General features: G+C 61.7%; 21 protein-coding genes. 3 read left to right on the top strand and 18 right to left on the bottom strand.

Going from position 1 to position 24,538, the window contains the following annotated elements:
• Position 1: 1 nt before the first annotated feature.
• The 15 genes from AWR36_RS00595 to leuB form a co-directional block, all read right to left on the bottom strand.
• On the bottom strand, positions 2-1,189 hold the full coding sequence (locus tag AWR36_RS00595; RefSeq protein ID WP_067079691.1) for an O-succinylhomoserine sulfhydrylase: 1,188 nt from the start codon (positions 1,187-1,189) through the stop codon (positions 2-4).
• Positions 1,190-1,350: 161 nt separating this feature from the next.
• Positions 1,351-2,838, bottom strand: a complete 1,488-nt coding sequence (purF, locus tag AWR36_RS00590; RefSeq protein WP_067079690.1) for an amidophosphoribosyltransferase — start codon at positions 2,836-2,838, stop codon at positions 1,351-1,353.
• Positions 2,839-2,975: 137 nt separating this feature from the next.
• Entirely contained in the window at positions 2,976-3,476 is a 501-nt protein-coding gene (locus tag AWR36_RS00585; protein WP_067079689.1) for a CvpA family protein, read from the bottom strand.
• A gap of 138 nt (positions 3,477-3,614) precedes the next feature.
• On the bottom strand, positions 3,615-4,274 hold the full coding sequence (locus tag AWR36_RS00580) for an SPOR domain-containing protein (RefSeq protein WP_067079688.1): 660 nt from the start codon (positions 4,272-4,274) through the stop codon (positions 3,615-3,617).
• A complete protein-coding gene (folC, locus tag AWR36_RS00575; protein WP_067079686.1) occupies positions 4,255-5,523 on the bottom strand; it encodes a bifunctional tetrahydrofolate synthase/dihydrofolate synthase in 1,269 nt (422 codons plus the stop codon). The genes AWR36_RS00580 and folC overlap by 20 nt, the downstream gene beginning before the upstream one ends.
• Positions 5,524-5,722: 199 nt before the next feature.
• Positions 5,723-6,577, bottom strand: a complete 855-nt coding sequence (gene accD / locus AWR36_RS00570; RefSeq protein ID WP_067079684.1) for an acetyl-CoA carboxylase, carboxyltransferase subunit beta — start codon at positions 6,575-6,577, stop codon at positions 5,723-5,725.
• Positions 6,578-6,738: 161 nt separating this feature from the next.
• Positions 6,739-7,554, bottom strand: a complete 816-nt coding sequence (gene trpA, locus AWR36_RS00565; protein ID WP_067079682.1) for a tryptophan synthase subunit alpha — start codon at positions 7,552-7,554, stop codon at positions 6,739-6,741.
• Between the two features lie 10 nt (positions 7,555-7,564).
• Positions 7,565-8,782 carry a tryptophan synthase subunit beta gene (gene trpB, locus AWR36_RS00560; protein ID WP_067079680.1) on the bottom strand — a complete coding sequence of 406 codons (1,218 nt, stop codon included), beginning with the start codon at positions 8,780-8,782 and terminating at the stop codon, positions 7,565-7,567.
• On the bottom strand, positions 8,779-9,456 hold the full coding sequence (locus AWR36_RS00555; protein WP_067079678.1) for a phosphoribosylanthranilate isomerase: 678 nt from the start codon (positions 9,454-9,456) through the stop codon (positions 8,779-8,781). The genes trpB and AWR36_RS00555 overlap by 4 nt, the downstream gene beginning before the upstream one ends.
• An 80-nt stretch (positions 9,457-9,536) precedes the next feature.
• Positions 9,537-10,415 (bottom strand): tRNA pseudouridine(38-40) synthase TruA, encoded by an 879-nt coding sequence (gene truA / locus AWR36_RS00550; RefSeq protein WP_067079676.1) that lies wholly within the window; start codon positions 10,413-10,415, stop codon positions 9,537-9,539.
• An 86-nt stretch (positions 10,416-10,501) separates the two neighbouring features.
• A complete protein-coding gene (locus AWR36_RS00545) occupies positions 10,502-13,453 on the bottom strand; it encodes a FimV/HubP family polar landmark protein (RefSeq protein ID WP_067079674.1) in 2,952 nt (983 codons plus the stop codon).
• Between the two features lie 199 nt (positions 13,454-13,652).
• Positions 13,653-14,648 (bottom strand): Asd/ArgC dimerization domain-containing protein, encoded by a 996-nt coding sequence (locus AWR36_RS00540; protein WP_067079672.1) that lies wholly within the window; start codon positions 14,646-14,648, stop codon positions 13,653-13,655.
• Between the two features lie 108 nt (positions 14,649-14,756).
• The gene (locus AWR36_RS00535; protein WP_067079670.1) at positions 14,757-16,058 is read right to left on the bottom strand and encodes a hypothetical protein; all 1,302 of its coding nucleotides are present in this window, start codon (positions 16,056-16,058) and stop codon (positions 14,757-14,759) included.
• Positions 16,059-16,163: 105 nt separating this feature from the next.
• Positions 16,164-17,279, bottom strand: coding sequence for an aspartate-semialdehyde dehydrogenase (gene asd, locus AWR36_RS00530; protein WP_067079668.1), 1,116 nt, complete (start codon positions 17,277-17,279; stop codon positions 16,164-16,166).
• Positions 17,280-17,366: 87 nt separating this feature from the next.
• Entirely contained in the window at positions 17,367-18,440 is a 1,074-nt protein-coding gene (leuB, locus tag AWR36_RS00525; protein WP_067079666.1) for a 3-isopropylmalate dehydrogenase, read from the bottom strand.
• Here leuB and AWR36_RS00520 point away from each other — a divergent pair.
• On the top strand, positions 18,424-18,756 hold the full coding sequence (locus tag AWR36_RS00520; protein ID WP_141398445.1) for a hypothetical protein: 333 nt from the start codon (positions 18,424-18,426) through the stop codon (positions 18,754-18,756). The genes leuB and AWR36_RS00520 overlap by 17 nt on opposite strands.
• A gap of 67 nt (positions 18,757-18,823) precedes the next feature.
• On the opposite strand, the gene leuD is transcribed toward AWR36_RS00520, so the two are convergent.
• Positions 18,824-19,471: a 3-isopropylmalate dehydratase small subunit gene (gene leuD, locus AWR36_RS00515; protein WP_067079662.1), complete on the bottom strand. Its 648-nt coding sequence runs from the start codon at positions 19,469-19,471 to the stop codon at positions 18,824-18,826.
• The gene (leuC, locus tag AWR36_RS00510; RefSeq protein ID WP_067079660.1) at positions 19,468-20,925 is read right to left on the bottom strand and encodes a 3-isopropylmalate dehydratase large subunit; all 1,458 of its coding nucleotides are present in this window, start codon (positions 20,923-20,925) and stop codon (positions 19,468-19,470) included. Before leuC ends, leuD begins: the two co-directional genes overlap by 4 nt.
• Before the next feature lie 163 nt (positions 20,926-21,088).
• Between leuC and AWR36_RS00505 the strand changes: the two genes are divergently transcribed.
• Together AWR36_RS00505 and AWR36_RS00500 are read left to right on the top strand one after the other, a co-directional pair.
• Positions 21,089-21,988 carry a LysR family transcriptional regulator gene (locus AWR36_RS00505; RefSeq protein WP_067079658.1) on the top strand — a complete coding sequence of 300 codons (900 nt, stop codon included), beginning with the start codon at positions 21,089-21,091 and terminating at the stop codon, positions 21,986-21,988.
• Positions 21,989-22,095: 107 nt separating this feature from the next.
• Positions 22,096-22,833, top strand: a complete 738-nt coding sequence (locus AWR36_RS00500) for a TIGR04219 family outer membrane beta-barrel protein (RefSeq protein WP_067079656.1) — start codon at positions 22,096-22,098, stop codon at positions 22,831-22,833.
• 484 nt (positions 22,834-23,317) lie between these two features.
• Here the strand turns inward: AWR36_RS00500 and aroC are convergent, their stop codons facing one another.
• On the bottom strand, positions 23,318-24,409 hold the full coding sequence (gene aroC, locus AWR36_RS00495; protein ID WP_067079655.1) for a chorismate synthase: 1,092 nt from the start codon (positions 24,407-24,409) through the stop codon (positions 23,318-23,320).
• Positions 24,410-24,538 lie beyond the last annotated feature (129 nt).

Raw genomic sequence — 24,538 nt, 5'->3', positions numbered from 1 at the left:
GCTATTTGACCAGCTGCGTCAATCCCAGCGCCAGGTCCCGCTGCAGGTCCTCGACATCCTCGAGCCCCACCGAGACACGAATCAGGTTTTCGGTAATCCCGGCCCGGGCTTTCTCCTCCTCACTGAGGCGACCATGGGTCGTGGTGGCCGGGTGCACTATCGTACTTTTGGCGTCACCCAGGTTAGCGGTCACCGAAAAAATCTTGCAGGCATCGATCACCTTCCAGGCCTCCTCGCGGCCGCCACGCACGGTGAAGCTGAGCACACCGCCGAAGGCGGACTGCTGGCTGGCCGCCAGCAGGTGGCCGGCATGTTTGGGCAGACCGGTGTAATTGACTTTCTCCACGGCGGGCTGCTCATCCAGCCACCAGGCCAGGGCCAGCGCATTGCGCGAGTGTGCCTGCATACGCAGATTGAGGGTTTCCAGCCCCTTGAGAAACACCCAGGCATTGAACGGACTCATGCTCGGGCCGGCGGTGCGCAGGAAGATCACCAGCTCGTCCATCACCTCTTTCTTGCCGACCACCACACCGCCCACACAGCGGCCCTGACCATCCAGGTATTTGGTGGCAGAGTGCACCACCATGTCGGCACCGAGGGTCAGCGGCCGCTGCAGCGCCGGGGTACAGAAACAGTTATCTACCACCAGCTGCGCGCCGGCGCTGTGCGCCATGTCGGCCAGAGCGCGGATATCCGCCACCTCACACAGCGGATTGGATGGGGTTTCCATGAACAGCAGCCTGGTATCCCCGTCCAGGGCATCACGCCACGCCTGCATATCCGTCAGGTCAACAAAGGTGACGCGCACACCGAACTTTTCCATATAGCGGGTGAACAGTGCGGTCGTGGTGCCGAACACACTGCGCGAGCAGATTACCTTGTCACCGCTTTTCAGCAGGGCCATACACAGGCTCAGGATCGCCGCCATACCACTGGAAGTGGCCACTGCGGCCTCGCCCTGCTCCAGCGCGGCGATCCGCTGTTCGAAGGTGCGCACAGTGGGGTTGGTATAGCGGGAATACACATTGCCCGGGCTCTCACCGGAAAACCGCGCGGCCGCTTCAGCGGCGGAGGGGAATACGTAGCTGGAGGTCAGGTAGATCGCCTCCGAGTGTTCACCCTCATCGGAGCGGGTCTGGCCGGCGCGCACCGCCAGCGTATCCAGAGAGTAACCGTCGTCTTCAAACATTCGTGCACCGTCCCGGGTTATCGTTTGCTACAGACTACTGCAAAGACGCCGATTGTAAACGATATTGCCGCCACACCCTGACAATTGCAGGGAAAACCGCACAAACGAAAAAGCCCGCGCACTGGGCGCGGGCTTTTTGAACGATCCGAAATAGCGCGTGATCAGAGCGGGCTGTGGTTGCCCTTGCTCTTTTTCGCATTGTCATTGCGCTCTGCGTGCAGCCGCTCCAGGTATTGCTCGTTCACGTCGCCGGTGACGTAGTCACCATTGAATACGGAACAATCGAACTTCTCGATCGCACTGTTACCCTCGCCGGAACTCTCGATCAGGTCTTCAAGCTCCTGGTAGATCAGCCAGTCCGCACCGATGACTTCACACACCTCTTCAGTGGTACGGCCGTGGGCCACCAGCTCTTCCGAGGACGGCATGTCGATACCGTATACGTTCGGGTACTTCACTGCCGGCGCCGCGGACGCGAAGTAAACCTTGTTTGCACCGGCTTCACGGGCCATCTGGATAATCTGCTTGCAGGTGGTGCCGCGCACAATGGAATCGTCCACCAGCAGCACATTCTTGCCGCGGAACTCCAGCTCGATCGCGTTCAGCTTCTGGCGCACGGACTTCTTGCGCTGCTTCTGTCCCGGCATGATGAAGGTACGGCCGATATAGCGGTTCTTCACCAGGCCCTCGCGGAACTTGACCCCCAGCCGATGCGCCACCATCTGGCCGGCGGAGCGGGAGGAATCCGGGATCGGAATTACCACATCGATATCGTGGTCCGGGCGCTCCCGCAGGATCTTGTCGGCGAGGTGCTCGCCCTGGCGCAGGCGCGCCTTGTGCACGGACACACCGTCCATGATGGAGTCCGGGCGGGCAAAGTAAACATGCTCGAAGATACAGGGGGTCAGGCTGGAGTTTTCCGCGCAATCCTGCGCGTGCACGGTGCCATCGAGCTCGATGTAAATGGCTTCACCCGGAGCCACATCCCGCACCACGGTGTAGCCCTGTACATCGAGGGCAACGGATTCGGAGGCGACCATGTACTCGGTGCCCTTGTCGGTCTCGCGCTTGCCATACACCAGCGGACGGATTCCGTTCGGATCGCGGAAGGCAACGATGCCGTAACCCACGATCAGGGCGACACAGGCATAACCGCCGCGAACCCGCTTGTGCACCGCGCGCATGGCCGTAAAGATATCCTCGGCCTTCGGCTGCAGCTTGCCCAGCTTGTGCAGCTCGTGGGCAAACACATTCAGCAGCACCTCGGAGTCGGAGTCGGTATTAATATGGCGCAGGTCCTGCTGGAAGATCTCCTCGACCACCTCTTTCATATTGGTGAGGTTGCCGTTGTGCGCCATGGCGATGCCGTAGGGGGAATTGACGTAAAAGGGTTGCGCCAAGGCCGGACCGGAACTGCCGGCAGTGGGATAGCGCACGTGGCCGATGCCAAAATTACCCTTCAGGCGCTCCATGTGCCGCGCACGAAATACGTCGCGAACCAGGCCGTTGGCTTTCTGCTGGTTGAGGCGGTCACGGTCGCAAGTGACGATGCCTGCGGCATCCTGTCCGCGGTGTTGCAACAGGGTAAGCGCATCGTAGAGTTGCAGATTGACGTCACTCTTACCGACGATACCGACAATACCACACATAGTTTCAGCCCTACTGGTCGAGCGGAGTGCGGTGCACCCCGGGAAAATATTCATTCAACGAACCGGCAGCCATCCCATCGCTACCGGAATCTTACCGGCCCGGCGCGAACGCCGGCTCTCTCCCTTTTCGCCCCGGCTCAGCCGGAAGCACTTTCCACGAACAAATCCTTGATCGTCGTTGCGAGATCCCGCGCGCGGTCCTCAAATTCCAGAAAGTGCGGAATAAGCGCCGACTGCTGCCACCAGCCATCCTCTTCTACCGGCACCAGGGCCGGAGCCAGAATCAGCAGCGCCATCACCACCACAGCACCACGCAGAAGGCCAAACACCATACCCAACACCCGGTCTGTACCGGATAGACCAGTGGCCTCGACAAAAGCCGACAGCGTCATATTGAGGCCGGCACCTGCCAGCAAGGTGAAGATAAAAAGAATCGCAAAGGCGGCGATGACCTGAAGGGACGGTGTATCCACAAGATTGGACAGCAGCGGGGCCAGTTCGTCACGAAACATGGTGGCGACGATGAAGGCGGCAACCCAGGTGAGCATGGACAGCACTTCGCGCACGAAGCCCCGGCTGAGGCCGATCAGGGTCGAGATGGCCACAATTGCCAGAATGGTCCAGTCAGCCCAGTTCATTCCACCTTACCTGCCGCTTGGCGGCTGCCGCGAAGAGCGCGCATTCTAACAGAGTAATGGCCCCTGACCAGTGGTGTCTGCGGCGACAAAGTGAACCGGCGGTCAGCGCCAGCAGTCCGGGGCGCAGCGCCGGGCCCATTATTTCAGGCGCATTACCAGCGTCTGTGCCGAGAGCAGCTGATCGAGCTCCTGTTTGGAGGCCTCCGCATCAGCGCGGTCCACTTTGGGCCCCACGAAAACACGAACAAAAGTGCCCCTGTCAGTACTCGCAGAGCGCGTATAGGCCTTGAAGCCCTCTCCCAGCAGGCGATCGCGCAGACGGTCCGCCCGCGATTGCTCCCGATAAGAAGCCACCTGGACGACCCAGGAACGGGGCAAGCCCCGCTCATCCAGCACCGGCTCACTCACCGGGGGCGCGGGCCTGGAAGATGGTTTGGACTCGGGGGAAGCGTCCCCAGATTTCGCCGTGGCGGCGGCTTCACGGGCCGTTTCTGGATTGCTCTGCGATGCTGTGGACTGCGCCTGCTCGGACACCGGCTCGGGCTGGAATACATCCTCCGGTTCCGGCGCGGGGGCTACCCCCTCCACCGGCTGGGGTGCGGCAATCTCGATGGGCTCGATGTCCGGTGCTGGCGGGATCTGACTGGTGATATCGATATAGCGCGTGCCCTCGCGGTCAAACAGGCTCGGCAGGAAGATCACGGCCAGCGCCACAAGCACCAGGGCACCCACGATGCGCTGCTTGAAGCCATCGTTCAGTCGCCCCGTGGAGCTCAGGTCATTTTTCCGACTCGCCATCGCCGTGTTCTCTCACGCGCTGTAAAACTTCCGCAACGGTAAAGAAAGAACCGAAGACAAGCAACCTGTCTTCCTGCCCCATGTCTGCAACCAGGGCAGCGGCCCCCTCCGCCACCGCCGGACTGCGGCTATCCACAGCAGTCGGCGGTACCCCTACCTGCCGCAGGGCGTCACGCAGTTTCTGGGGATCGGCCGCCCGGTCATTACCGGGCAGTGCCGCCGGCTGCCAGTGCACCACCTGCCCCACCAATGGCCGGAACAGGCCCTCCAGGTCCTTGTCGCCCATGGCGGCCACCAGGGCGATGGTCTTGCCGGACACCGGATGATCGGCCAGCCACCGCGCCAGATAGGCTGCGGCAGCGGGATTGTGGCCCACATCCAGGAGCAGCTCGCGCCCCCTCCATGTCAGCTGCTGGCAGCGGCCCGGCAGCTGAATGCGCTCGATCGCCGCACGGATACCCTCTGCCCCCCCGGCAGGGAGGCCCTCGAGCAGACTCAGCGCGGTAATCGCCCCGGCGATACTGGGTCGCGGCAGGCTGACTGGCGGAAGCCGCACTTCCAGCTCACCGAAGCGGTAACGGTCTCCCTCCACAGTGAAGTCACGGCCGATGAACTGGGACGGTGCCCCCAGGCTCGCCGCCGCCGAAGATACAGACAGCGGAGGTTCCGGGTCGGCACAGACAAAGGGACTGCCCGGACGCAGGATGCCCGCCTTTTCACGGCCGATCACCTCGCGGTCGCTGCCGAGCCAGGCCTCGTGGTCGATGGCCACACTGGTGATCACGGCAATATCGGCATCCACCAGGTTGACCGCATCCAGGCGACCGCCCAGCCCCACTTCGAGTAGCGCAAACTCCACACCGGCGCGCTGGAACAGCCACAGCGCCGCCAGGGTCGTGAACTCGAAATAGGTCAGGCTGGTTGCACCCCTCGCCGCCTCCACCGCCTCAAACGCCTCCACCAGCGCAGCATCGCTGGCCTCCTGTCCGTCGATACGGATGCGCTCATTGAAGCGCAGCAGGTGGGGGGAACTGTAGGCACCGACTCTGCGATCGCCGGCCAGCAACAGCGCCTCCATGGTCGCTACACAGGAACCCTTGCCGTTGGTACCCGCCACGGTGATTACCTTCGGGGCCGGCTTCTGCACACCGAGCGTGTCGGCCACTGCGGCGACCCGGCTGAGGCCGAGTTCAATTTCCGTCGGGTGCAAGCGCTCGAGGCGCTCAAGCCAGGTTTGCAGTTCACTCATTGCAACAACTCTGCTAACAGATGGAATGTGGGAAAGCCTACCCGAGAATTCCCCGGCTGCGCCAGCGGATAACACTCACCACACCACTCCGCCAGGGTCCGGTGGCAACAAAGAAAAACGGGGCTCAATGAGCCCCGTTCTTCGAATACCAGTTACCCCCCGGCCTGCACGCAACCGGCAGGCAGCAGGAGCTGACAAATCAGTCGTTCATCAATTTACCCAGCAAGCGCCCCAGCGTGTCGCGCATTTCTGTGCGGGGAATAATCATGTCGATGGCACCATGGTCCAGCAGGAACTCACTGCGCTGGAAGCCCTTGGGCAGCTTCTGGCGAATGGTCTGCTCAATGATGTTCGGGCCAGCAAAGCCCGCGCGAGCACCGGGCTCGGCGGCATTGATGTCACCCAGCAGTGCCAGCGACGCGGAAACGCCACCGTAAACCGGGTCCGTCATCACGGAGATATAGGGCACGCCGGCCATCTTCATCTTTTCCAGCACCGCCGAAGTCTTGGCCATCTGCATCAGCGAGATCAATGCCTCCTGCATCCGCGCGCCGCCGGTGGCGGAGAAGCAGACCAGCGGGATGCGCTCTTCAAGTGCGCGCTGAGCCGCGCGGGTGAAGCGCTCGCCCACCACATAACCCATGGAGCCACCGTGAAAAGCAAACTCGAAGGCCACCGCCACTACCGGCTTGCCCTGCAGGGTGCCGCGCATGGCGATCAACGCATCCTTCTCACCGGTGGCTTTCTGGGCCTGGGTGAGACGGTCTTTGTATTTCTTCACGTCCTTGAATTTGAGGCGATCCACCGGCACTACATCGGTAGCCAGTTCCTCGCGGCCTTCGTCATCAAGGAAGATGTCCAGGCGCCGCCGCGCACCGATGCGCATATGGTGGTCGCATTTCGGGCACACATCCAGGTTGCGCTCCAGCTCAGGGCGGTAGAGCATGGCGTCACACTTGACGCATTTCTTCCAGACACCTTCCGGCACCTTGCTGGCGCCCGGACGGCGCTCGGTGCGAATCACTGCGGGAACAATTTTCTCTAACCAGCTCATCTCGTTACCCAATCCCGATCCTGTGTTGGCCAATTCCTGCCTGTCGCCGGATGGCTCGAAAGGAGAGAATTAAAACACTTACCGCCGCTCTGCACTTGGCCAGTTCAGCCGCAATTTTTGGCTTTCTGGCCAGGCCGAAACCCTTAGGTCACGATTCTACCTCAGCGGTCCAGTTCGCCGCGAATTTCAGCAACCAGTTCAGCCACGCGATCCCGCGCCTGGGCAGCATCGCCGGCCTCGCCAACCGCAGAGACCAGCACGCTGCCAACTACCGCTCCGTCGCCATCAGCGCTCACCGCGCGGGCCGATGCCCCGTCCTTGATACCGAAGCCGACGCACAGCGGCAGATCCGTGTGCTGGCGGATGCGCCCCAGGTTCTCGTGCACCGAATCCAGGTCCAGGTTGCCGGCCCCGGTCACCCCCTTGAGGGAAACGTAGTAGATAAATCCACTGGCCAGCTCGGTAATCGCGCGGATGCGCTCCTCACTGGTGGTGGGTGTCAGCAGGAAGATGTTGCGCAAGTTCCGCTCTGCCAGCAGCCCGCTCAGCGGGCCGGCTTCCTCCGCCGGCAAGTCCACAGTCAGGGCACCATCTACGCCCGCCTGCTGTGCCGCCTCGGCAAAAGCCTCGCCGCCCATTCTCTCAATGGGATTGGCATAACCCATCAGGATCACCGGGGTATCCCCGTCGTCGCGTCGGAAATCCGCCACCATCTCTAGGCAGCGGCGCAGCGAGGCCTTGTGGGCCAGCGCCCGCTCGTGGCCTTTCTGAATCACCGGGCCTTCGGCCATGGGATCGGAAAATGGCACACCCAGCTCAATCAGGTCCGATCCGGAGGCCACCAGCTGGTGCATCAACGGCACGGTGTTTTCGATGCCGCCGTCGCCGGCCACGATATAGGTCACCAGCGCCTTGCGCCCCTCGGCGCGCAATTTGGCAAAGCGACGGTCAATACGGTTTTCTGCTTGCTCGCTCAATCTTTTCCCCTCAGACCTCGATGCCGTCAATGGCGGCTACGGTAAAGATATCTTTGTCGCCGCGCCCGGACAGGTTGACGACGATGTTCTGCTCCGGGCTCAAGGTGGCCGCCAGTTTCAGGGCGTAGGCCACGGCGTGGCTCGACTCCAGCGCCGGCAGGATCCCCTCAGTGCGAGTCAGGGCACGGAAAGCATCCAGCGCCTCGGAATCGTTCGCGGCCACGTACTGGACGCGGCCAATATCCTTCAGCCAGGCGTGTTCCGGTCCGACACCCGGGTAATCCAGGCCCGCGGAGACTGAGTGGGTTTCGATGATCTGCCCATCCTCATCTTCCATCAGGTAGGTGCGGTTACCGTGCAGCACACCGGGGATACCGGCACTGAGCGGCGCCGCATGGCGACCGGTGTCGATGCCATCCCCACCGGCTTCGACGCCGTACATTTTCACATCCGAATCATTCAGGAACGGGTGGAACAGGCCCATCGCATTGGAGCCGCCACCGACACAGGCAACCAGCGCGTCCGGCAACTGACCGAATTCCTCCAGGCTCTGCGCGCGCGCTTCGCGGCCGATCACAGAGTTGAAGTCCCGTACCAGCTGCGGGTAAGGGTGCGGGCCGGCAACGGTGCCGATGATGTAGAAGGTGTCGTCCACGTTAGTGACCCAGTCCCGCATCGCCTCGTTCATGGCATCCTTGAGCGTCTTGGAACCAGACTCCACCGGGATCACTTCAGCCCCCAGCAGCTTCATTCGGTAGACATTGGGCGACTGGCGTTTTACGTCCTCGGCGCCCATGTACACAGCGCACTCCAAGCCAAGCCGAGCCGCCACGGTAGCCGTAGCCACACCGTGCTGGCCAGCACCGGTTTCCGCGATCACACGGCGCTTGCCACTATGCTTCGCCAGCAGCGCCTGGCCCACCGTATTATTTACCTTGTGGGCGCCGGTGTGATTGAGGTCTTCGCGTTTCAGCCAGATACGCGCGCCACCGGCGCGCTCGGTCAGGCGCTCGGCCAGGTAGAGAGGTGAGGGCCTGCCCACGTAATGGGCCAGGTCGTAGTCAAAGGCGGCCTGGAACTCCGGGTCCTCCTTCAGGCGGGCGTACATCTCCTGAAGATGATCCAGCGCATCGATCAACGTCTCGGAAACAAAACGGCCGCCGTAGGGACCGAAGTGCCCCTGATTGTCGGGAAATGCGGCAAAATCTACAGGCTTGCGATCGCTCACTTCTCTACTCCTTCACACTTGCCTGCGCCCGCGCGCTCACCAGCGCCGGCGCTCGTCATATTTTGGGTCTCTCGGGCTGCCCGTACAAAGGCCGCCACTCGCTGGGGATCCTTCCTGCCAGGCGCCATTTCGACACCGCCACTCACATCCACCGCCCCGGGAACGGCAACCCGAATCGCCTCCGATACGTTGTCCGGCGTCAGACCGCCGGCAAGGATGATGTGTTGGCCAGTATCCCTGGGCACCCGCTGCCAGTCGAAGGACTCACCGGTACCCCCTGGTACCCCGGGCCGGTAGGCGTCGAGCAAAAAGCCGCGCGCCCGCGGGTGGGCGGCCATGGCCGCAACAACGTCCATCTCCGGTTTCATACGCAGCGCCTTGATATACGGACGCCTGAACTGTTCGCAGTATGGGGCAGTTTCCTCGCCGTGAAACTGGAGCAGGTTTAGCGGCACTGCCGCAAGAATGTCGTTGACCTCTTGCGGCGGCGTATTGACGAACAGCCCCACCAGCGGCACAAAGGGGGGCACGCTGCGGGCAATTTCCGCCGCCTGCTCAGTGGTGACGTGACGGGGGCTTTTTGCGTAGAACACCAGCCCCAGTGCATCGGCACCGGCGGCGGCCGCCATTTCGGCGTCCCCGGCACAGGTAATGCCGCAGATTTTTACTCGCATCGCTGTATCCGCGCTCGACCGGTGGTTCAGAGGAAAGGGAACTGGCGATACTAGCAGATCGACGCCGGGCGCGAAATGAGTCAGGTCGGCAGGCTGCCCAGCGGCAGTGGCACAAGCAGGGGGCCCGGCTCGCTGCCAGGAAGCTGAAACTCCCCGGGGTACTGGACATCCACCAGGTAAAGTCCAAAGGGCGGCGCAGTAACGCCTGCGACGGTGCGGTCGCGCGCTTCGAGCACCTCGCGAATCCACGCGGGGGAGCGTTCACCGCGACCCACCGCCATCAGCGCACCGGTGATGTTGCGCACCATGTGGTGAAGGAAGGCATTGGCGCTCACCTCCAGCACAATCAGCTGCCCCACAGGGGCAATATCCAACCGCGTCAGCTCCCGCACCGGGCTCTTGGCCTGGCACTGACTGGCGCGAAAGCTGGTGAAATCATGCCGCCCCACCAGATGGGCCGCACCGGCGCGCATGGCACCCAGGTCCAGCCGGTGCTGTGTCCAGGTGACCCCCGATGCACAATGGGCGGAGCGGGTCGGCGCACTGTGAATCAGGTAGCGATAACTCCGGGCCCGGGCAGAAAACCGGGCGTGAAACTGGGCCGGGACCTCGCGCGCCCAGCGCACACGGATCTCGTCAGGCAATTTGGTATTGACGCCCTGCACCCAGGCCCTGCCGGGCCGCTGGGCACGGGTATCAAAATGGATGACCTGGTTGGTGGCGTGAACACCCGCATCGGTGCGCCCGGCACAGACCAGGGTGACCGGCTCGGCGGCAATGTTGGACAACGCTTTTTCCAACCAGGCCTGAACGGTATCGGCGGCAGATTTCTGCTTCTGAAAGCCGTGCAGCTTGGCCCCACAATACTCGATACCGAGCGCCACGCGACGGACCCCCTCCGGGAGAGCCTCCCCCGGCGGGACCTCGCCATTGGGTTTGTAATGGTATTCACCACGCATTGGACGCTAGCGCTCCTGCCTCACCTGAATGACAAACATAAAAAAACCCCGCAGCCAGTGCGAGGTTTTTTACTCCGGGGCCGCTCTTACGTCATACGTTCCAGCATCTGCCGGGCCCGGTCGCGGTGCTCGTCCTGCCCTTCCTCAACAACTTCGTTGAGAATATCCCGCGCACCATCGCTGTCCCCCATATCCATATAGGCCTGGGCCAGCTCGAGCTTGGTACCGACTTCGTCGCTGCCATCGAGCAGGTTCAACTCGGAATCCAGATCATTTTCCAGATCGAAACCCAGATCCTCGAAGTCCGCCTCATTGCTCTCGGCCGTGGCAGGCTGCTCGCTTTCAGTGGTCGCTGCGGATGTAGTCGCAACTGAGGTGATAGAGTCCTGCGGGTTCTCACTGACAGGCTCGTCCGCACCCAGGTCGGAACTGATGTCATCCAGGTCGACAGAGTCCAGATCAAGCTCACCACCGAGATCGCTGAAGTCTTCGAAACCGTCGTTATCAGAATCATCCCCGGAGCCGGTAGCGGCGGGCTCATCGGTGCCGCTATCACCATCCACAGGCGTCAGGTCCAGATCGAAGTCGAGACCGCCGTCGTCCTCCACCGGCTGCTGTGTTTCACCGGCTGGAGTTTCTGGCTGTTCGGCGGGGCTGTCCAGGTCCAGGTCGAGATCCAGGGAGCTGAAGTCGTCGCCTGCGGCACTGCCGCCAGTTTCCGCGCTGTGCTCCGAGCTCTCCTCGCTACCCAGATCGAGATCCAGGCTGTCCAGCTCCAGGTCAGCGGAGACCAGGTCATCGAGATTGAAGTCCTCGCTCTCGCCCGGCTCGGCCGCTTTCGACTGCTCACCAGCCTGCTCCTGACCGTCAAACTCGCTATCGATACTGAAATCGGAATCCAGGTCGAGAGAGAAGTCATCGCCAGCAGCGCTCTCGCTGCCGGAACCGGTGTCAGAGGAGAAGTCAGCGGTCAAATCATCGAGAAGCGACGAGTCCTCCTGCCCAACGGATGCGTCGGCAGAGAAGTCGTCGTCGAGAGAACCGCTGATATCGTCCAGCTGCGCGGCTTCCAGTGACTCACTGGAGAAATCCATGGAGGACGGCGCCTCGAAGGTTCCCGCACCGGCAATGCTCTCACGAAGGCGCGCCGCGCGGTCTGCGGCAGGCCCGTCACTCACCTCGAGCAGCTTCCGGTAGTGCTGGTCAAACTTGTCGGCATCCTGCTGGTGCGCATACACCTCGAGTAGCATCAGGCGGGCATCAACATTCTGCGGCGACTGTTCCAGGCCGGCCACCAACTTGCTCTCGGCTTCGCCGTACTGGCCCAGGGACAGGTGAATCTCAGCCTCGGAAATCGGGTCGTCAGTGCCCACGCCATCCAGCTCACCGAGATCAAAGTTATCTTCCATCTCAGAGCCGCTGCCGACGGAGAACTCATCGTCGGAAGCCGACTCGGCGGGGGCGTCGGCGAGCGCGCGTTCCGCAGCCATTTCGGCCTCAACACGGCGCATCGCCTCTTCATCCTCCTTGCGACGGCGCCAGGTGATGAAACCTGCCAGGGCAATCAGCAGGCCGCCGATACCGATACCGACCAGCTGGATATTGTCCATCAGACGCTCGACCAGAGTCGGCTCCTTCGCGGTCTGGACAACAACGCGGTTACGCTGGTCTTCGGCAATTTCGGTTTGCGCGGACTCCTCGACAGCAGTATCTCCAAGCGGCTCAACCGCTTCCTCGGTAGCGAGCGCTTCGGCAGTGTCAGCCTCGCCTGCTGCATCCGAAACGGACAGCGGGTCCGCAGAGGGTTCAGCCTGGCTGGAAGCATCCTGCACCGCCTGCAGCTCCTCATTGGAGACCTCTACAAGGCGCTCCATGGTATCGATCTGCTCGTCGAGTTCGGAGATCCGCTCCTGAAGTTCTTCATTTTCCAGGCGTGACTTATCGAGCTCTTCCTCCGTCACGGCCAGCTCGCCCGCCAGGGCATCACTTTCACCGGAGCCACTGCCGGACCCGGAAAGCACGGCCTCGTTGTCTCCGGGCGCTGCCAGGCTCACACGGCCCTCGACGGCCTCACCGGCAGTGCTTTCTTCCGACGCAGCACGGGCATCCAGTGGCGCCCCCGTGGCTTCCGGCGCACCAGTGCGCTCCCGCCAGGAATCATTCTGCGCGGCCACTTCAGCGACCGCCTCCGACAGACTCAGCTGTCGAACCTGATCGGCGTTCGGCAACCGCAGTACGGCGCCCCGCTTCAACAGGTTGATATTGTCGTTGATGAACGCATCGGGGTTCAGGCGCTGAATCGCCAGCATATTCTGGTGGACAGAGAAGTCGCCACTGGCACGGTTACGCAGCGCGATTTCCCACAGGGTCTCATTGGCTGAAACCGGACCGTAAACCTGGCTCTGCTCACCGGCGGCAGGCTCACTGCGCAACTCAACAGGTTCTTCCACCACCGGTTCTTCAGCCACCGGCTCGGGGCGGGCCTCCGGCTGGGCGGGCTGGGCCGGCTGCTGTTCCACTGCGGGTTCAGGCTGGGCTGGCTGTACCGGTTGCGGGCGCGGGGCGGGTTGCGGTGCCTGTCGCTGAACCTGCTGGCGCTCGCGCTCGGCGGCACGCACGGGCTGTCTGGCCGCCGTTTCAGAGAAGGCGGGCAGATCCATCAACAGGGTGTATTCCCGCAGCAGGCGGCCGCTGGGCCAGCGGGTCTCAACCAGGAAGTTCAGGAAGGGTTCGCGAATGGGCACGCGACTGCTGATACGGACAACAGGCTCGCGCCCGGAATAATCCACATCGAAGCGCAATTCGGTCAGCAGGTAGGAGCGATCGACACCCGCTCTTTCGAAATCGTCGGGGCTGGCCAGGCGCACTTTGATCTCGCCATCGCCGAGGCCGCGGGTCTGCAGCAAACTGATCTCAGCATCGAGCGGCTGATTGAGAGCCGAGTTCAGCTTGACTTCACCCAAGCCGAGCGCCAGAGCCGCGTTGCCACCCAGTGCGCTGACCAGACCCACCGCAAGTGCCAGCTTTCGCACACGCATAACCGATTCCCTTTATTGTTAGAATCAACCGGGTGTTTCCGAAACAGACGCGCCTTCAGAAAACCCCATCACTGTACAGTAAACGTTCAGCAGCACGATTGCCGCAAAACTCATCGCTGACGACTGTTTAAAAAGTCGCCACCCCAAGAACTTATAAAGTTAAGGTTAAACCTTCACTATGGCGGCTAAGTATTAATTATCAGTAGTTTTTTAGCAACAAGTGCGCTACCTGGGCGCAATTCATTGCAAGATCCCGACGTAAATTGTCGGAAGCTGCACAAAAATTAACCTGCTTCGGGCTCAGCAGGCTCTGTCGCAATCGCCCCACCAGGGTTTCTTCCCCGCCCACAGCCTGCTGTGCAGACGGCCGCTCTGTCATTTTCAGCCGCGCGCCATTGCGAAGCCTGGCCGAGACCTTCTCCGCCTCGGTCTCTTCTTTCATCACCACGCGCAGATTGGCCAGTTGGCCATGAAACACGGAAGCCGTGTTGATGGTCGCATCCATGGCAATCTGCTCACCGAGCAACCGGCGCAGGTCGTGAATGAGTGCCAGCTCACCCAGGTTGTGACCGCTGGCCAGCGGTGCCTCCGCGGAGCTCAGATGATTGAAAGCCAGGCGATGCCCGATAGCAGGATCGATCTCCGCCTCCTGTCCATTGAACATACGGGCGGTCTGGGCAGCCATGGCATCCACGGCAGACTTTCCCAGTGCCGAGACCGGCTGGTTCAGTGTTACTTCCACTCCCTGCAGCTGATCTCGCAATGGCAGCAGGGCCTCGGCCACCATGGCGGCACCGGCCCCGGGCATCGCCAGCACCCGCCGCTCCGCTGCGGCAATATCTGCCGTATTCAGCAGGGGGTGCACCAGGATCACAGACTCGTCGCCACGGGTATTGTCCGCCGCATCGACTACCCAGGCGCCGGCTGTTTCCGCTGCCGCCAGCGCAGCCTGGGCGGCAGCGCCACTTTTCAGCAATACCACTACGTGCTCCGGCTCGAAGCGAAACTTCTCCAGGGACTCCACCGGCACATTGCGGTTGGCAAAGACCTGCGGATCTACCTCCGATTCCTCCTCATCCAGGAGTCGCAGCTGGCCCGCCTCGATGATTTCGCGCTCCTCGAGCACCTCGAGCAGGGGCGGGAATGCGGCGTTGTCGACTCCGACAAGGATCAGTTCGCGGTTTGCTTCCGACATAAATCTTCACTTCATCAATTGCGGCAGGAAATAAGGCGGGGCGATTATACCGATTGACTGTTACGTGAACAGTCAATCGGGAAATCATTGGGAATTTCGATATCAAACCTAGAGGGGAAAGTCGTGCTGGCCACGCGCGCCCTTGGTCAAACCGGTGAAGCGCACCACGCTGCCATTCTCCAGCGGCAATGGATCCCCTGTATACGGATTGACCAGCTCGGCGGTATTGTCGGAATCACCGTCCCGCAACCGTGCAGCGAGGACGGCGGCGCGACGCACGCCCTCCAGGTCCGCCACTCTGGCAACATACTCACCATAGGCGGGAAAGGGCATGCCGTCCTCGAACAACAAACGCCCCGACAGATTGTAAAGACTCAATCCGGTGCGCTTGTCCGACAGTTCTTTCCGTGTCGACTCCAGCGCTGCAGAGAGCTTGTCCAGGGGAACCTCCAACGGCGCCCCCCACTGAACCAGGGTTTCAGCGCGGCGATTCTCGAGATCCTGCGGCTGAAACAGCGGTTTCATCAGGGGCCAGAGTATCGGGTCGTGCTCCCCGCTCTCGATGATGTCCCTGAGTATGCGGTTACCATAGAGCCATTCACCGGCCATCACCTTCTCCAGGGAGCGCTCTTCCGGGGTCAGAGGCGCACGCCAGGAGCCAGGCACACCAGCCGCGCTGGACTCGCCGGACTCCGACAGGCGCCGCAATACCTGATTACCCAGTTCAAAGTGGCGCTGAACGGCTGCACTGGCAATCATTTTGGCGATCAAAAGGTCAGATTCCGCCAGCAGCAACCGCCAGAAGCGCAGGTCGCGCTCCAGCAGCGCTTTGACCGACTCCCCTTCTCCCTCGGCGGCAGCGAGCAGGGCCTTGCCCATCAGCAGCTTCTGCCCCTCCATCACGTCACTGAAGGGGACGAAGGGTTCCGCCGCATTGCGCGGTATCCCACTGCGCCAGTGGGGGAATTCTGTCAGCTCCAGATAGCGCTCCAACAACCAGCTCTCATCCGCCACCCAGTCCGCCAGCAACACATCGTCTGTAGACAGAAAGGCGTCAGGGCTGGCAGCAAACTGGCGAAAGCGGGACGCGCGATCGCGGGAGGCAGACCAGGTGCTTCCCGGCGGATCACTGAGTTCCGCCTCGCCTGGGCCTTCGATGGCCGCCTCCAGCCACTCCAGTTTTTTCCGCCCCCATTCCAGCGCCGATGCGCCTTTTCCACCGTCAAACCCAAGCGCAAAGACGTAGGCGTTCTCGGCATCTTTGACTTCCGGCTGTTGGGCGATCAGGGTCCGCATTCGCTCAGCAATGGGCGAAGGCTCGGCATCTTCCAGATTGATGATCAGGGCGACGCCGTATGCGCCCAGGAGCAGGGCAAGGGGAAGGGATAAAAACCAGACAAGGCGTTTCATGGGAGAGCTCTCCGGTTACGGTGCGCACTCCGTTGCGCACACGATACCGCAAAGCTAGGGCAGACCGCCGCGCTAGTCAAAGCGTGACGATCGCCCCGGTTGGGCTCAGAGCTTGCCCAGCAGGATCAGCAGGACACGGCGCAGGGGCTCGGCAGCACCCCACAGCAGCTGGTCGCCGACGGTGAAGGCAGACAGATATTCCGGCCCCATGCTCAGCTTGCGCAGGCGGCCAACCGGGATATCCAGCTTGCCGGTGACGGCGGTCGGCGTGAGTTTTTCCAGAGTTGCCTCACGCTCGTTCGGCACCACGGAAACCCAGTCGTTGGCACCATCGATCAGGCGCTCGATTTCGTCCATGGGCACGTCTTTCTTCAGCTTCACGGTAAACGCCTGGCTGTGGCAGCGCATGGCGCCGATCCGCACACAGGTACCGTCCACCGGAATGGTGCTGTCCGTGCCGAGAATCTTGTTGGACTCCACCTCGGCCTTCCACTCCTCGCGACTCTGGCCGGTTTCCACCTGGGTGTCGATCCACGGCAGCAGGCTACCGGCCAGCGGTGCGCCGAATTCCGCGGTGGGGAAGTCACCGGAGCGCATGGTGTCCGCCACCTTGCGATCGATCTCGAGAATGGCGGAAGCGGGATTGGCCAGCTCATCGGCGACGCTGTCGCGGATAGTACCCATCTGCGAGATCAGCTCGCGCATGTTCTTGGCACCGGAGCCACTGGCGGCCTGATAGGTCATTGCGGAAATCCACTCTACCAGCCCGGCCTTGTACAGGCCGCCCAGGGCCATCAGCATCAAGCTCACGGTGCAGTTACCACCAATGAAGTTCTTCACGCCGCCGTCGATACCCTTGTCGATCACCTCGCGGTTAACCGGGTCGAGGACGATGATGGCGTCGTCGTCCATGCGCAGGCTGGAGGCCGCGTCGATCCAGTAGCCCTTCCAGCCCTTTTCGCGCAGCTTGCCAAACACCTCTTTGGTGTAGTCGCCGCCCTGGCAGCTGACGATGGCATCCAGCTCAGCCAGCGCATCCAGATCGTAGGCATCACCCAGAGGCGCGACCTCACGACCGATGTCCGGCGCCTTACCACCGGCGTTGGAGGTGGAAAAGAAAACCGGTTCGGCGATGTGGGCGAAATCGTCCTCGGCGAGCATGCGCTCCATGAGTACCGAGCCGACCATGCCGCGCCATCCAATAAAACCTACTTTATGCATTGCAGTATCCTGTTCTTTCTGTGTTCGTTTGCGCCCGGCCTGACCGGGCCGCGAGTGCGTCGAGCGCTCTGAGAAGAAACGGGAATATCAGAAAGCGGCCACCACTGCTGCGCCCATCTCTGCGGTAGAGACCGTGCTGGCACCATCGGTAACGATGTCCGCAGTGCGCAGTCCTTCGTCGAGAACCTTGCTGACGGCGTTTTCGATTGCGTCCGCCGCCTCGCCCATATCCAGTGAGTAACGCAGCATCATCGCCGCGGACAGAATCGTCGCCAGAGGATTGGCCACACCCTGCCCGGCAATGTCCGGTGCCGAGCCGTGGCAGGGCTCGTACAGTCCGAAACCGCTCTCGTTCAGGGATGCCGACGGCAACATGCCAATGGAACCAGTGAGCATGGCAGCGGCATCGGAGAGGATGTCGCCGAACATGTTGCCGGTCACCATTACGTCAAACTGCTTCGGCGCGCGCACCAGCTGCATGGCCGCGTTGTCCACATACATGTGGGACAGCTCCACCTCCGGATACTCCGGAGCAAGACGGTCCAGCACCTCGCGCCACAGCACTGTCACTTCCAGCACATTGGCCTTGTCCACTGAGCATAGCTTGCCATTACGCTTGCGCGCGGCCTCGAAAGCCGTGCGGGCAATGCGTTCGATTTCGGACTCACTATATACGTAGGTATTGAAGCCTTGCTTCTCGCCGTTTTCCAGCGTGCGAATGCCGCGGGGCTCACCGAAATAGATTCCACCGGTCAGCTCACGGACGATCAGGATATCCAGCCCGGACACGACTTCCGGCTTCAGGGACGAAGCCTCGGCCAGTTGCGGGTAGAGGATTGCCGGACGCAGGTTGGCGTAGAGGCCCAGCTTGCTACGGATTTTCAGCAGCCCCTTTTCCGGGCGAATGTCCCGCTCCAGCTTGTCCCACTTGGGACCACCAACGGCCCCCAGCAGTACTGCGTCGCACGCACCCGCGGCTTCCAGCTGCGCATCGGTGAGCGGTTCGCCGTGGGCATCAATTGAAGCACCGCCGATCAGGCCATGCTCGAAGCTGAGCCCCAGGTTGAATTTCTTGTCCGCGGCTTCCAGTACGGCCACCGCCTGTTCAACGATTTCCGGGCCGATACCATCGCCCGGGAGGATCATGATTTTCTTGCTCATCTATCTATTCCTGCTTTCTGCGCTGCGGGCATCCCGTGGTGCCCTGCAACTGGATATTGTGGCGGAGCTACCGCCGATAGTTGTTTCCGGTACACGCCGTATACCCATCCCTGGGGGCTCGGACGCGGCCATCCAGGCCGCGTACGGTACCGCAAACAACTATCGGCAGCAGCGCCTTCGCATTTCAGTTCAGTGCCGTTTCGAGGCTTCGCGATTCGAAGCGCTTCAACCAAAGGCGAAGGCTGCGGTGCTGATGAGGCTTTGCGAGACTGTCGGCGAGAGGGACCTCGCCGACAAGCCCCCATGGATGGGTTAGGGGGGAGCGCCTAGCTCGTGTCGCGCAAAGCCTCACCAGTACCGCAGCCGCCAATGTCCTATCAACTTCACTTCACCGCATCAAACAACCACGGTGCCTGCTCGCGGCGCTTGGCTTCATAGGCGCGGATATCGTCGGCATCTTCCAGTGTCAGGCCGATATCATCGAGGCCGTTCAGCAGGCAGTGTTTGCGGAAGGCATCCACTTCGAAACCGATCGTTTCGCCGTTCGGCTTGATGACCTGCTGCTTTTCCAGATCGATGGTCAGCTCGTAGCCTTGCTGCGCATACATTTCCTCAAACAGCTGGTCCACCACTTCCTCTTCAAGCACGATCGGCAGCAGGCCGTTCTTGAAGCAGTTGTTGAAGAAGATATCGGCAAAGCTCGGTGCGATCACAGCGCGGAAACCAAAATCATCCAGCGCCCAGGGCGCATGCTCGCGACTGGAACCACAGCCGAAATTCTCGCGGGCCAGCAGGACAGAAGCTCCCTGGTAGTGAGGCAGGTTCAACGGAAATTCCGGGTTCAGTGGACGATCGGAACAGTCCTGACCGGGGAAACCCTCGTCCAGGTAGCGCAGCTCGTCGAACAGGTTCGGGCCAAACCCGGTGCGCTTGATGGACTTCAGGAACTGCTTTGGAATGATCAGATCCGTGTCAACATTGGCGCGATCCATCGGCGCAGCGAGGCCTTTGTGCTGAGTAAAGGCTTTCATTGTTGCATCTCCTCTGCAGTCAGGGCGGCATCCCGTTGCAATTCCCGCACATCCACGAAATGACCGGCAATGGCCGCCGCTGCCGCCATGCTCGGGCTGACCAGGTGCGTGCGACCACCGTAGCCCTGGCGGCCTTCGAAATTGCGGTTGGAAGTGGAAGCACAGTGCTCGCCGGCCCCCAGCTTGTCCGCATTCATGGCCAGGCACATGGAGCAGGAAGGCTCACGCCACTCAAAACCGGCTTCGATGAAGACTTTGTGCAAGCCCTCTTTTTCAGCCTGCGCCTTGACCGCCTGTGAACCGGGAACGATCAGCACCTGCTTGACACTTTCCGCCTTCTTGTGACCCTTGGCCACCGCCGCTGCCGCACGGAGATCCTCGATACGGGAGTTGGTGCAGGAACCGATAAAGACGCGGTCCAGTTGGATATCCGTAATCTTCTGGCCAGCGGTAAGGCCCATGTATTCCAGCGCGCGCTCGATGCCCGTGCGCTTGGTCGTATCGGTTTCTGCAGCGGGATCCGGCACGTTGGCGCTCACAGGTGCCACCATTTCCGGGGAAGTGCCCCAGCTCACCTGAGGCTCAATTTCTTCCGCCCGCAGTTCGACCACTGCATCGAACACGGCATCGTCGTCGGAGTGCAGCTGGCTCCAGGCTTCCACAGCCTTGTCCCACTGTGCGCCTTTCGGGGCGTAGGGCTTGTCCTTCACATAGTCGAGGGTAACCTGATCCACCGCCACCATTCCGGCGCGCGCGCCAGCTTCGATGGCCATGTTACAAACGGTCATGCGGCCTTCCATGGACAGGCTGCGGATCGCCGAGCCGCCAAACTCGATGGCATAGCCGGTGCCACCAGCGGTGCCGATCTTGCCGATGATGGCCAGTACCACATCCTTGGCCGTGACACCCGGGCCAAGCTCCCCGTCCACACGCACCAGCATGTTCTTCATTTTTTTCTGGATCAGGCACTGGGTGGCCATCACGTGCTCGACCTCGGAGGTGCCGATACCGTGGGCCAGCGCGCCCAGCGCACCGTGAGTGGAGGTATGGGAGTCACCGCAGACCACCGTCATGCCCGGCAGGGTGGCACCGGTTTCCGGGCCAATCACATGCACAATGCCCTGCCCCGGCTCGTTGATGCCGAACTGCACCACGTCGAAGTCGCGACAGTTCTCGTCCAGGGTCTGCACCTGGATGCGGGAAACCTGGTCGCGGATACCTTCCACACCCCCTGCGCGCTCACCTGCCTCGGACGGGACATTGTGGTCCGGGGTCGCCACCAGGGAGTCCTTGCGCCAGGGCTTGCGCCCGGCCAGGCGCAGGCCTTCAAACGCCTGCGGGGAGGTCACCTCGTGGATCAGGTGACGGTCGATATAAATCAGTGCGGTGCCGTCTTCGCGGCTCTTGACCAGATGGTCCTGCCAGAGTTTGTCGTAGAGCGTCTGCCCGGCCATGGCCGTTTCTCCTCTTTTTTGGATTGGAGCAGTCTAAGGGCAGGCATTGAATAACATCAATTTATATTTATTATAAAGAGCAGTCTTAAAGGGAATAGAAAAGCTCCCGCCACCCCTCGTCGCCATCAGGCGGCGCACAACCCGAAACCGGAGACCGACCAGCATGGAAATTCAGTGGCTCAAGGCCTTCCTCAGCATCGCCGAGCAGGGCTCGGTCTCCGAGGCGGCAGAGTACCTGCACCTCACCCAGCCCGCGGTGAGCAAGCGCCTGGCGGCCCTGGAGCAACAGCTCGGCACACCGCTATTCGACCGGATCGGCCGCAAACTCCAGCTCACCGACGCCGGCCGCGCGCTGCTGCCCCGGGCCCGGCATATTCTCAATGAAGTGAGCGATGCCGAGCGGGAGCTGCGCAGCCTCGGCGGCGATGTGAGCGGCAGCCTGCGCATTGCCACCAGCCACCACGTCGGGCTCCACCACCTGCCGCCGGTGCTGAAGGAGTACAGCAATCGCTACCCGGAAGTGGCCCTGGATATCGACTTCGTCGACTCCGAACAGGCCTATGAGGCACTGATGGCGGGGGAATATGAACTGGCGGTGGTCACACTGGCCCTGAAGGAATACCCGAACCTGGAGGCCCAGGTAGTCTGGCCCGACCCCTGTGTCGTGGTGGCGGCGCCGGATCACCCCCTGGCCCAGATGGCGACACTGGACCTGCCCGACCTGGCCCGCTACCCGGCGATTCTGCCGGACCTCAACACCTATACCGGCCGCCTGATCAAGCGGGAATTCGATGCCCAGGGGCTCAAACTCAACGCCAAGCTGGCCACCAACTTCCTCGAGACCATCAAGATGATGGCTGGTGTGGGGCTGGGCTGGAGCGTGCTACCGCGCACCCTGGTGGACGAGAGTCTCGCTGAGCTGCCAGTGCCCCAGCTCAACGTGGTGCGCAACCTGGGGGTCATCAACCACCGGGCCCGCACCCTCAGCAACGCCGCCAGTGCCCTGCAGCAGATGCTGCTGGATACCGCTCGCCACCAGCAAGCGCCCGAAACCGGTAGCTGATCACGGAATTAGCTGAATCTGTGCACTAAACCCCGCGCTGTCGCGAAAAAATTAGTAAACTGCGCGCCACAACAAGATCCGGCCACATCTGACACGGAGTGAGAACCATGAAAAAAATAACCCTGGCCCTCGCGGTCGCCCTCGCCAGCGGCACCGCCAGCGCGGACACAATCCTCGGTTTTGATGCCAGCGCGGGCGTATGGATGCCCTCCTACACCGGCGGCGTTGGTACTGACGGTTTCGACATTGAGCAGTTCGATCCGGCTGAGGACAACATCACCTTTATCCAGGCGGCACTGGAACACCCGATCCCGCTGATTCCGAACATCATGGTTGCCCACAGCAGCATCGAGACCGATGGTATGGCGCAGCTGGAAGAATTTGTGACCTTCGGTGACGAGACCTTCCTGATCGGCAGCGAGGTCAACGCCGACCTGGACCTGACTCACACCGATGCCACTTTCTATTACGAAATCCTGGATAACTGGGTGAACCTGGACATAGGCCTGACCGCGCGACAGTATGCCGGCGAACTGAACGTCTCCAGCGCACTGCAGGCCGAAAATGTGGAGCTGTCCGGCTACCTGCCCATGGCCTACGGTATGGCCCGCTTCGACCTGCCCTTCACCGGCTGGTCTATCGTGGCCCAGGGCAACGGCACCGGCTACAAGGGTGACACCATCACCGACTTCACCGCCAAGGTTCGCTGGGACTTCGTGCCGGCACTGGACTTCGCCATCGAGGCCGGCTATCGCAGCATGTCCCTGGACCTGCAGGAGCTGGACGAGCTGCAAAGCGACCTGGAAATCAAGGGTCCGTACCTGGGCCTGAACCTGCACCTGTAAGCTTTCACCGGCTTGCGGCACAGACAAGAAAGGCGGCCATTGGCCGCCTTATTTTTTGGGCGTCAGTACATCCGTTTGCCACTCAGCCCATTGTTGCAACGGTGGCGGCAAACCACTGGGACAAGTATTTCGAATCGCTGTTAATACATCCCTGTACGCTCCGGCGGCGCCCTCCCTGGCGCCGACGGTTCGAAATACTCGTCCCAGCGATTTGCCTTCAATTCCAACACCATGCCGGCTCTGCAAGTTAAGGCGTGACCCGATTCTAAGATCACGTGTTCTGGACGTTAGATGAAAGCGACATGCGAAGCCGGGGTGGCCGGTGCGGGATTTTGAAACCGTCGGCGCCAGGGACGGCGCCGATGGAGCTTACAGGGATGTACTTGCGCGTTTTCAAAATGCCGCACCGGTTGCCCCGGCGCCCAAAACGCTCGCGAGCTTCGGACTTTGCATCTGACTACGCAGAGATGAATGCTACCGACGATCAGCCACCAACCGACACCACACCCGGCTTCACATCCCCGTTCTGCGCCCGCTGGCGCAGCACATGATCCATCAGCACCAGCGCCATCATCGCCTCGGCGATCGGTGTCGCGCGGATGCCCACGCAGGGGTCGTGACGGCCCTTGGTCACCACCTCGATGGGATTGCCATGGGTATCAATGCTCTTGCCGGGAATACGCAGGCTGGAGGTGGGCTTCAGGGCGATGTGGGCGATGAGTTCCTGGCCGCTGGAAATACCGCCCAGCACACCGCCGGCATGGTTGGAGAGGAAGCCCTCCGGAGTAATCTCGTCCCTGTGCTCGGTACCCTTCTGCTCCACGCAACCAAAACCCGCGCCGATCTCAACGCCTTTGACCGCGTTGATACTCATCAGCGCATGCGCCAGGTCCGCATCCAGGCGGTCAAAGATCGGCTCACCGAGGCCGGCGGGTACGCCCGATGCGTGGACCGAGATACGCGCGCCGATGGAGTCGCCCTCCTTGATCAGCGCCTGCATATAGGCCTCCATCTCTGGCACCTTGTCCGCATCCGGGCAGAAAAAAGGATTCTGCTCCACCTGGTCCCAATCCAGCTTTTCCACCTTGATGGGGCCCAGCTGGGAAAGGTAACCACGCACCTCGATACCCAGCTGCTCGCGCAGCCACTTCTTGGCGATGGCACCGGCGGCAACGCGCATGGCGGTCTCGCGGGCTGAAGAGCGGCCGCCGCCACGGTAATCGCGAATCCCGTACTTCTGCCAGTAGGTGTAATCGGCATGGGCCGGGCGCACCTGCTCGGCGATATTGGAGTAGTCCTTGGAGCGCTGGTCAGTGTTTTCGATCAGCAGGCCGATCGGGGTACCGGTGGTCTTGCCCTCGAAAACGCCGGAGAGAATCTTCACCTCATCCGCCTCGCGGCGCTGGGTGGTGTAGCGGGAGGTGCCGGGCTTGCGGCGGTCCAGGTCGCGTTGCAGATCTTCAGGTGAGATCTCCAGTCCGGGCGGACAGCCATCGACGATACAGCCCAGTGCCGGACCGTGGCTTTCACCAAAGCTGGTGACACAGAAGAGCTTGCCAAAGGTATTGCCCGACATATGCGAGGATCTCCGCCTGCTGGATTTTTATCGTTGCTGGTTTTTTATCGTTGAAAGCCGCGCATTATAGAGGATTCAACGCCGGCAGGGCCGCGCCGGGATGAAAAAGCACAGAACACTGCGCCCACC

This window comes from Microbulbifer flavimaris, from assembly GCF_001641755.2.
In the GTDB taxonomy this organism is placed as follows: Bacteria; Pseudomonadota; Gammaproteobacteria; order Pseudomonadales; family Cellvibrionaceae; genus Microbulbifer; species Microbulbifer flavimaris.
The sequence above is the reverse complement of the archived record's forward strand: the minus strand, read 5'-3'. Positions and strand labels throughout refer to the sequence as shown.